This is a genomic window from uncultured Agitococcus sp. (assembly GCF_937920075.1).
Taxonomy (GTDB): domain Bacteria; phylum Pseudomonadota; class Gammaproteobacteria; order Pseudomonadales; family Moraxellaceae; genus Agitococcus.
In genome coordinates, this window is sequence record NZ_CALETI010000054.1 from 1 (window position 1) to 9,142 (window position 9,142).

A 9,142-nucleotide genomic window follows, 5' to 3' on the forward strand; every position below is an offset into this window, starting at 1 on the left:
CGTCAATCGGGCGCGGGTTTATTTTTGGTTGTTATTGCCATTCTTTGTCTTATCACACGTCGCACTATACTACGCGCTGTTCTATAAATTACCGACTGACATTAGTTTTTGGTTTCTTATGTTTGGTACAAATACCGCCGAAATTATGGACTTCATGGCGCGTGCTAATAAGCCATTCATGGTGATTGCCTATTCAGCTTATGCCATTATTGCGTGGTTTTGTTATAAAAATATGACAGGCCAGTATTTTAAGCGTCCGCATTCCTTAGGCCGTTGGGCATTAATTGCCCTGATTTTGATTCCCTTATCTTACGCACCGCGTAATAACAATCTCCGTGATTATGCCTTAGATGTATATCGACACTTTCGTAAAGCCTATCCACAAAACTTAGTTTTGGGGTATATGGCGGCTGATTTAGAAGTACAAAAACTCAAAGACTTAGTGCGGCAACCCCCCGATTTTGCACCTACCTTAGTCCCAGACCTCAAACAACAGTCTGCCAGCTATGTGTTGGTGATTGGTGAGAGCGCCCGTCGAGATCATTTAGGATTATACGGTTATCAGCCAAATACCACACCCAATATGGGCATACAACCTGATCTATTGGTTTTTAAGGATATGGTGTCTTATGGTTACAACACCTCAACGTCTATTCCTTATTTAATGACCAAAGCGCCCGATACCGAGATGAAACCTTCATTTTTGAGTGTGTTCAAACAGGCAGGTTTCAAAGTCTATTGGTTGAGTAATCAGGCGAAATACGGTGAATTTGACTCTCTCATTTCTTCCTACGCGCAAAGTGCAGACGTAGTGCATTTTCTCAATACCCATTCTTATACCATGACCACGCCCGATAATTTTGATGAAAAATTATTGCCACTTTATCAACAAGCACTCAGCGATAAGGCCGATAAAAAACTGATTGTGCTGCATTTATATGGGAGTCATCCTGATTTTGAAAAGCGTTATCCTGCGTCTGCTAACAAGTTTGCCAGCGCTTATGATAATAGTATTTACTACACAGATATTGTATTAAAACAAATACTAAAACCACTGGAACAAAGTCAAGCAATGACTGGTTTTGTCTATGTCAGTGACCACGGTTTGGCTTTAGGGGAGTGTGGTGAGGTTGATGGTCATATTGATGCCAAAAACTCCTATGAAGTACCCTTTTTGATGTGGTTTAACGCACAATGGCGAGCCAAAAACCCAGAAAAATATCGTTATTTAATGCAAGCACAGCAGCAAGCGGTACATACAGGCGATTTATTTGACACATTCAGCGACATAGCAGGTATTCGTTTTGCTCAACAAGATCTCAGCCGTTCGTTTGCGGATGCCAGTTTTCAGCGTGTGCCACGAATGGTGAAAGCAGCAAATAGCGAAATGGATTACGATAAAAGTCAAACGGGTACAGGGTGTCATTTGATTGCCAACTAGGAGGAGCGGGAAAGGCGTTGACTTCTTTAACACTTCGTTTAGACTAGCCGCTCGCCCTGCCTTGTATATTCTCTATCAACGTCCATTAAGAAACTCCCACTGGTATGGGGGATAATGTGACTATAGAAAAGTCTTGTTGTTGGAGCGATCTCGACGTTATGTGACTATTGGTATTAGTCACCACTGCTAACAGATAGCCAAAGGAAAATTAAAAATGCCAATCATTACTCTCCCAGATGGGTCACAACGCGCTTTTGACCAAGCGGTGACTATTGCCGATGTTGCTGCCAATATTGGTGCAGGTTTAGCCAAAGCCGCCTTAGCTGGCAAAATTAATGGTCAATTATTAGATACCTCTTATTTAATTAGTGAAGATGTTCATTTAAGCATTGTCACCGAAAAAGATGCCGATGGTTTAGAAGTCTTACGTCATTCTTGCGCCCATTTATTAGCAATGGCGGTCAAAGAACTGTTTCCTAGCGCACAAGTGACGATTGGTCCAGTCATTGAAGACGGTTTTTATTATGACTTCGCGTTTGAACGTCCTTTTACCACTGAAGATCTCGCCAAAATTGAAAAACGGATGGAAGAGTTAGCGGCTAAAGATACACCTGTGGTTCGCTCCTTAATGTCACGTCCAGAGGCCGTGAAATTATTTGAAGAGATGGGCGAGCAGTATAAAGTTGAAATCATTAGCAGCATTAACACTGATCAAGATTTATCTTTCTATCGCCAAGCTGACTTTATCGACTTGTGTCGTGGTCCTCATGTGCCGTCTTTAGGCAAACTAAAAGCCTTTAAATTGATGAAAGTAGCAGGCGCTTATTGGCGTGGTGATAGCAACAATGCCATGTTACAGCGCATTTATGGTACTTGTTGGGCAAACAAAAAAGACCTACAAGCCTACGTCACTCGTTTAGAAGAAGCGGCCAAACGTGACCATCGCAAATTGGGTAAACAACTTGGTTTATTCCATATGCAAGAAGAAGCACCAGGTATGGTGTTTTGGCATCCGAATGGTTGGACAACCTATCAAGTGCTTGAGCAATATATGCGTCAAGTACAACGCGAAAACGGTTATTTAGAGGTAAAAACTCCTCAAGTGGTTGACCGTATTTTGTGGGAAAAGTCTGGCCACTGGGCAAACTACGCCGACAATATGTTTACCACACATTCCGAAAACCGTGACTATGCAGTTAAGCCCATGAACTGTCCGTGTCACGTACAGATTTTTAACCAAGGTTTAAAATCGTACCGTGATTTGCCGTTACGTTTAGCTGAGTTTGGCTCTTGTCATCGTAATGAGCCGTCTGGTTCTTTACATGGCTTAATGCGCGTGCGTGGTTTTACCCAAGATGATGCGCATATTTTCTGTACTGAAGAGCAAATCGGTAGTGAAGCAGCGGCATTTATTGCCTTAACTTTACAAGTTTACAAAGATTTTGGCTTTGATGATGTTGCCTTAAAACTTTCTACTCGCCCTGCAAAACGGGTGGGTAGTGAAGAATTATGGGATCGTGCCGAAGCAGCAATGGCCAAAGCATTAGATGATGCAGGCTTAGCTTGGGAGTTACAAGCGGGTGAAGGCGCATTTTATGGGCCAAAAATTGAATTTTCATTAAAAGATTGTTTAGGTCGAGTTTGGCAATGTGGTACACTACAGCTCGATTTTAACTTGCCCACTCGTTTAGAAGCTAGTTTTGTCGCTGAAGATAACGGTCGTCGCCCACCTGTGATGTTACACCGCGCGATTTTAGGTTCGTTTGAGCGTTTTATTGGTATTTTAATTGAGCATTATGCGGGATTATTACCGCCTTGGTTAGCACCAGTACAAGCGGTCGTGATGAATATTACCGATCACCAAGCCGAATCTGCAAAAAAATTCGCAAATCAGCTACAAGCGAAGGGTTTTAGAGTCATAAGTGACTTGAGAAACGAGAAAATCGGCTTTAAAATCCGCGAACGAACTTTAGAGCGAATTCCGTACTTGTTAGTGATCGGTGATCGCGAAGTTGAACAAAATACCGTTTCTGTACGTACTCGTGATGGCAAAGATTTAGGCGTGATGAGCTTAGATGATTTTGCTACCAAGTTAAGTGCTGATATTGCCTTACGTGGTCGAGTATAATAAACAGAGTGATGAGGCCAATAAAATTGAATGTAGTTTTATTGGCTCTATGCATAAACAGGACTTATCACATTCAGTCCTAAGAGATAGCCTGTAAAGTGGAGCAATGACAATTAACAACAAGCCAGAAAAACCGCAGCAAACCAAAGACGCGAAACAGCGCGCTGCGATTAATACAGAAATCCGTGCAAAAGAAGTCCGTTTGATTGACAAAGACGGTGAACAAGTTGGCGTGGTTTCGTTGCGTGAAGCCTTAGCAGCAGCAGAGTCTGTGCAATTAGATTTGGTAGAGATTGTGCCAAATGCCACTCCGCCAGTCTGTCGTATTATGGATTACGGCAAACATGTCTTTGAACAAAAGCAAAAGTTAAAAGATGCTAAAAAGCGTCAACACCAAGTACAGATTAAAGAGATTAAGCTACGTCCTGGTACAGAAGAAGCCGATTATCAAGTGAAATTAAAAGCCTTGGTTCGCTTCTTAGAAGACGGGGATAAAGCCAAAATTACTTTGCGTTTCCGTGGACGCGAAGTTGCTCACCAAGAGTTAGGCATGAAAATGCTACAACGCATTGAAGTTGACTTAAGTGAGCATGGGACTGTTGAACAGCATCCCAAAATGGAAGGTCGTATGATGTCTATGCTCATAGGACCGAAGAAAAAGAAATAATGTTTTATAAACATTGATTTCTTACCCTCAGGCTAAATTCTGAGATTAAAGCTCCTCTAAAGATTTCTTTGGATGGGCTTGGTTTTTCTTAATTTATGCTAAAAGGGTTCATTTTAACGAGGTAATTATGTCTGCCAAAATCAAAACCGTTCGTGGTGCTGCAAAGCGCTTCAAAAAAACAGCGAATGGCTTTAAGCGTAAACAAGCGTTTAAACGTCACATTCTGACCAAAAAATCTGCTAAGCGTATTCGTCAGTTACGTGGTTGTACACAGGTTGCTGCTGTGGACGTGCCATCAGTACAACGTATGTTGCCTAACACCTAATTTTTTGGAGATTAAAGAATGGCTCGTGTAAAACGTGGTGTTATTGCCCATCGTCGTCACAAAAAAATCCTTGACCGTGCTAAAGGTTACTACGGCGCACGTTCTCGTGTGTATCGTGTTGCTTTCCAAGCTGTTATCAAAGCTGGTCAATACGCTTACCGTGACCGTCGTCAAAAGAAACGTCAATTCCGTGCTTTATGGATTGCCCGTATCAATGCTGCTGCTCGCTTAAATGGTTTGTCTTACAGCCGTTTAATCAATGGTCTGAAAAAAGCTTCTGTTGAAGTTGACCGTCGCGTGTTAGCTGACATTGCGGTACATGATGCTGTTGCGTTTGCTGCTTTAGCTCAAAAAGCCAAAGCCAGTCTCGCCTAAGCGTTATTTATCAAGAGTCTAAATTTTAATTTAGATTCGTAAAAAGGGGGAGGGCTAATGGCCACTTCCCCTTTTTTTATATTTGTTTTGTAGGAAAAAAGAATGACTGACTTAACTGTGCTAGTGAATGATGCACTGGCAATGATCAATAGTGCTGCCGATGCCCAAGCTTTAGAGCAAGCACGAGTACAGTTTTTGGGCAAAAAAAGTCAATTAACTGAATTATCCAAAGGTTTAGGGGCATTAGACCCCGAAGCGCGTAAAGAGCAAGGTGCTAAATTAAATCAGGTTCGTGATGCCATTAATCAAGCCTTAGATGCGCGTCGTCAAGCCTTCGCGGCAGAGGCGTTACAACGTCAATTAGAATCTGAGCGTGTTGATGTAACCTTAGCTGGGCGTGGTACATTGCCTGCAGGATTGCATCCTGTAACACGTGTCATGAATCGTATTACGGAGTTTTTTACTCAAGCTGGATTTCAGGTTGCCAGTGGCCCTGAAGTCGAAGATGACTTTCATAATTTTGAAGCATTAAATATTCCCTCGCATCATCCTGCGCGTGCGATGCATGATACCTTTTATTTTGATGCCCATCGTTTGTTACGTACGCATACCTCACCTGTACAAATTCGAGTGATGGAACAACAAAAACCGCCAATTCGTATTGTTTGTCCAGGTCGTGTCTATCGTTGTGATTCTGACTTAACCCATTCGCCAATGTTCCATCAAGTGGAAGGTTTATTAATTGATGAAAATGTCAGTTTTGCTCAACTAAAAAGTGTGATTCAAAACTTTTTACGCGTGTTCTTTGAAAAGGACTTAGCTGTACGTTTTCGCCCTTCATACTTCCCATTTACCGAACCATCGGCAGAAGTTGACATTCAATGTGTGATGTGTGATGGTCATGGTTGCCGTGTCTGCAAACAAACAGGTTGGTTAGAAGTATTAGGTTGTGGCATGGTTCATCCCCAAGTGTTAAAAAATTGCGGTATTGATAGTGAAAAATACAGCGGTTTTGCCTTTGGTATGGGTGTTGAACGTTTTGCGATGTTGCGTTACGGCGTCAATGACTTACGTTTATTCTTTGATAATGATTTACGGTTCTTAGCGCAATTTAAATAATTGTGTACTTATGCTTAATGCAAAAAGATAAGTACTCTAGGTAACGAGGAGAAATTGCATGAGTGTGGCTTATTATATTTGTGCTGATGTGCCAGAAACTGATGAAAACCATGAGTTTTTTATGGATATGGATGGCAAAGCATTGGCTCGTGTCGAAGAAGATGTGCTTGAGCAGTTAGCCCAACGCGCAAATGTAAAACCACTAATGCAATTTTTTAGTATGCCACAAGGCGAGTGGGATGATTATGTCGATGATATTAAAGACTTACTTGATGAAGATGAAGTCTTTGACCCACAAGAATTAACATGGTTCTCAGCAGACGAAGGCTTAAAAACGGTATTAGCGTTAATTGCCGAAATTGATAAAACCCCACAACTTTTGGCACAGCCAGAAGCGGTAATTGACGATTTAGAAAGCATGGCTGCTATTTTAACGCGTTTGGCTGAACATGGTATTCGTTGGCATTTGGCGATTGATATTTAACCTTCACTCTCATTTTCTCCGACAGCGATCAGAGAATTCCCTATCCCTGTGGGAGAGGGTTGAGGTGAGGGAAAAGCAAATTAAGGTATAGATAATGCAAATTAGTGAAAGTTGGCTGAGAGAGTGGGTGAACCCAAGCCAGTTAAATACTCAACAATTAGGCCATCAATTAACCATGGCTGGCTTAGAAGTCGACGCCTTACAACCCATTGCACCCGCATTTACAGGTGTTTTTGTGGGTGAAGTAGTGGCTGTAGAACCACATCCACAAGCAGATCGTTTACGTGTGACGACTGTGAATGTTGGCCAAGCAGAAAATTTACAAATCGTGTGTGGAGCAGCCAATGTGCGTGCTGGTTTAAAAGTGCCAGTTGCTACCATTGGTGCAGTTTTACCCAATGATTTTGCCATTAAACGTGCCAAATTACGTGGTGTAGAATCCTTTGGCATGTTGTGTGCCGCACAAGAGTTAGGTTTAAGTCCAGAAACAGATGGCTTGTTAGAGTTGCCTGCCGATGCGCCTATTGGTATGAGCATTCGTGACTATCTACATTTAGATGATTACACAATGGAGTTTGGTATTACACCAAACCGTGGTGATTGTTTGAGTGTGTTAGGAATGGCGCGCGAAGTAAGTGCCTTTAATGGTTTACCATTAACATGGCCAAGCATCCCCTCTGTGCCAGCGACATTACAAGACACCTTGCCGATTAGTTTACAAGCAGATGCTTGTCCACGTTATGTTGGTCGAGTCATTAAAGGCATTCAAGCCAATGCAGCAAGTCCTGAATGGTTAGTACGCAAATTGGCGCGTTCAGGCATTGCTAGCTTGGGTGCGGTAGTGGATGTGACCAATTATGTGTTAATGGAGTTGGGTCAGCCGATGCACGCTTTTGATTTGAATAAAATTGAAGGTGGTATTGTGGTGCGTCAAGCACAGGCAGGTGAACAACTCACTTTATTAAATAAACAAACTATTGAATTACGTGCTGATAGTTTAGTGATTGCTGACCAAGAAAAAGCCCTTGCTTTAGCAGGTATTATGGGCGGTAACGACTCAGCGGTGAGCGATACAACAGTTGATATCTTTTTAGAAAGTGCATTCTTTCAACCTTTAGCCTTAGCAGGTAAAGCGCGTAGTTATGGTTTGCATACTGACTCCTCTCATCGTTTTGAACGTGGTGTTGATTTTAATTTACCACGCTTGGCGATTGAGCGTGCCACACAGTTAATTTTAGCGATTGCTGGTGGTCAAGCAGGTGAGGTGCTTGAAGCAACCTTAGAGCAAGCCTTACCAACACGCCAAGCGATTGAATTACGTGTTGCTAAAGTCCAACAAGTTTTAGGTTTTGCTCTAACTGCCGAACAAACCGAAACCATGTTAACGGCGTTGGGCATGAATGTAGTTGCTCAAGAAGGCGGCTGGTTAGTTACTGCACCTAGTTATCGTTTTGACATCAGCATAGAAGCAGATTTAATTGAAGAGTTAGCGCGCGTGTATGGTTACGATAATTTACCAACACAACAACCGCAATTAGCGTTTGAATTAGCTGCTCAAGACGAAGCTGTCTCAAGCCAACGCATTAAAGAGTTGTTAGTGGCTTTGGATTATCAAGAAGCGATTACTTTTAGTTTTGTTGATCCTAAATTACAACAAATTCTTGACCCACAAGCACCCACATTGAGTTTGGCTAATCCGTTGTCGAGTGAATTATCGACGATGCGTACGACATTATGGACGGGTTTGTTAAATGCGGTGGCCTATAACCAAAATCGCCAACAAAGCCGTATTCGTTTATTTGAGGTTGGCAGTCGTTTTGTGCCACAAGCTGATGGTTCTTTACAGCAAGATATGATGGTTGCCGGCGTTATTACAGGTAATGTTTTAGCCGAAGCATGGGCAAATAAAAGCACTCACGTAGACTTTTTTGATTTAAAGGGAAATGTTGAAGCAATTCTTGCACTTACTGGTACTTCTGATAGAGTTAGCTTCAAAGCTGCACAACATCCTGCCTTACACACAGGACAAACTGCATCCCTAGTTGACGAACAGGGTCAAGTAGTGGGATATTTGGGTAAATTGCATCCTCTAGTTCAGCAAAAGCTTGATTTAGAAGGGGCTGTTTATGTATTTGAGCTGTTATTAGCCCCATTATTAGCAGCAAAATTACCTAAATTTAAAGAATTATCACGTTTTCCAAGTTTACGTCGTGATATTGCGATTGTCTTGGATGCAACAATTGCTGCGGATTCTGTACTGGCAACCGCTCGTGCAGCAGGTAGTGAATTGTTACAAAATGTGTGGTTGTTTGATGTTTATCAAGGAACGGGCATTGCTGAGGGTAAACGTAGTTTAGCCATTGGTACACATTGGCAACACAATGACCGTACTTTGCAAGATGAAGAAGTAAAAGCAGGCGTACAAGCCATTGTTGATGCTTTAGCACAACAACATAATGCCGTATTACGCTAACAGGCAAAACTAAATCGGGATTTATCATGTCATAAGTCCCGAATTTTAGTGATTATAATAAGAGGTAAATATGAGCGCACTGACCAAAGCAGATATGGTTGAACACTTGTTTAATGAGTTAGGACTTAAC

General features: G+C 42.0%; 8 protein-coding genes. All 8 read left to right on the plus strand.

What is annotated here, in order from left to right:
- Window positions 1-1,441: phosphoethanolamine transferase (locus Q0212_RS01730; protein WP_297921268.1), on the plus strand; the 1,441-nt coding region annotated here is incomplete at its 5' end.
- Window positions 1,442-1,655: 214 nt separating this feature from the next.
- Window positions 1,656-3,569 (plus strand): threonine--tRNA ligase, encoded by a 1,914-nt coding sequence (thrS, locus tag Q0212_RS01735; protein WP_297921271.1) that lies wholly within the window; start codon window positions 1,656-1,658, stop codon window positions 3,567-3,569.
- A gap of 106 nt (window positions 3,570-3,675) precedes the next feature.
- Window positions 3,676-4,236, plus strand: a complete 561-nt coding sequence (infC, locus tag Q0212_RS01740; RefSeq protein ID WP_297921273.1) for a translation initiation factor IF-3 — start codon at window positions 3,676-3,678, stop codon at window positions 4,234-4,236.
- Between the two features lie 127 nt (window positions 4,237-4,363).
- Window positions 4,364-4,561 (plus strand): 50S ribosomal protein L35, encoded by a 198-nt coding sequence (gene rpmI, locus Q0212_RS01745; RefSeq protein ID WP_107864911.1) that lies wholly within the window; start codon window positions 4,364-4,366, stop codon window positions 4,559-4,561.
- A gap of 18 nt (window positions 4,562-4,579) precedes the next feature.
- The gene (gene rplT, locus Q0212_RS01750; protein WP_297921280.1) at window positions 4,580-4,936 is read left to right on the plus strand and encodes a 50S ribosomal protein L20; all 357 of its coding nucleotides are present in this window, start codon (window positions 4,580-4,582) and stop codon (window positions 4,934-4,936) included.
- 102 nt (window positions 4,937-5,038) lie between these two features.
- Window positions 5,039-6,055 (plus strand): phenylalanine--tRNA ligase subunit alpha, encoded by a 1,017-nt coding sequence (pheS, locus tag Q0212_RS01755; RefSeq protein WP_297921283.1) that lies wholly within the window; start codon window positions 5,039-5,041, stop codon window positions 6,053-6,055.
- A 58-nt stretch (window positions 6,056-6,113) separates the two neighbouring features.
- On the plus strand, window positions 6,114-6,539 hold the full coding sequence (locus Q0212_RS01760) for a hypothetical protein (protein WP_297921285.1): 426 nt from the start codon (window positions 6,114-6,116) through the stop codon (window positions 6,537-6,539).
- Between the two features lie 94 nt (window positions 6,540-6,633).
- Entirely contained in the window at window positions 6,634-9,012 is a 2,379-nt protein-coding gene (pheT, locus tag Q0212_RS01765) for a phenylalanine--tRNA ligase subunit beta (protein ID WP_297921288.1), read from the plus strand.
- Window positions 9,013-9,142: the final 130 nt, after the last annotated feature.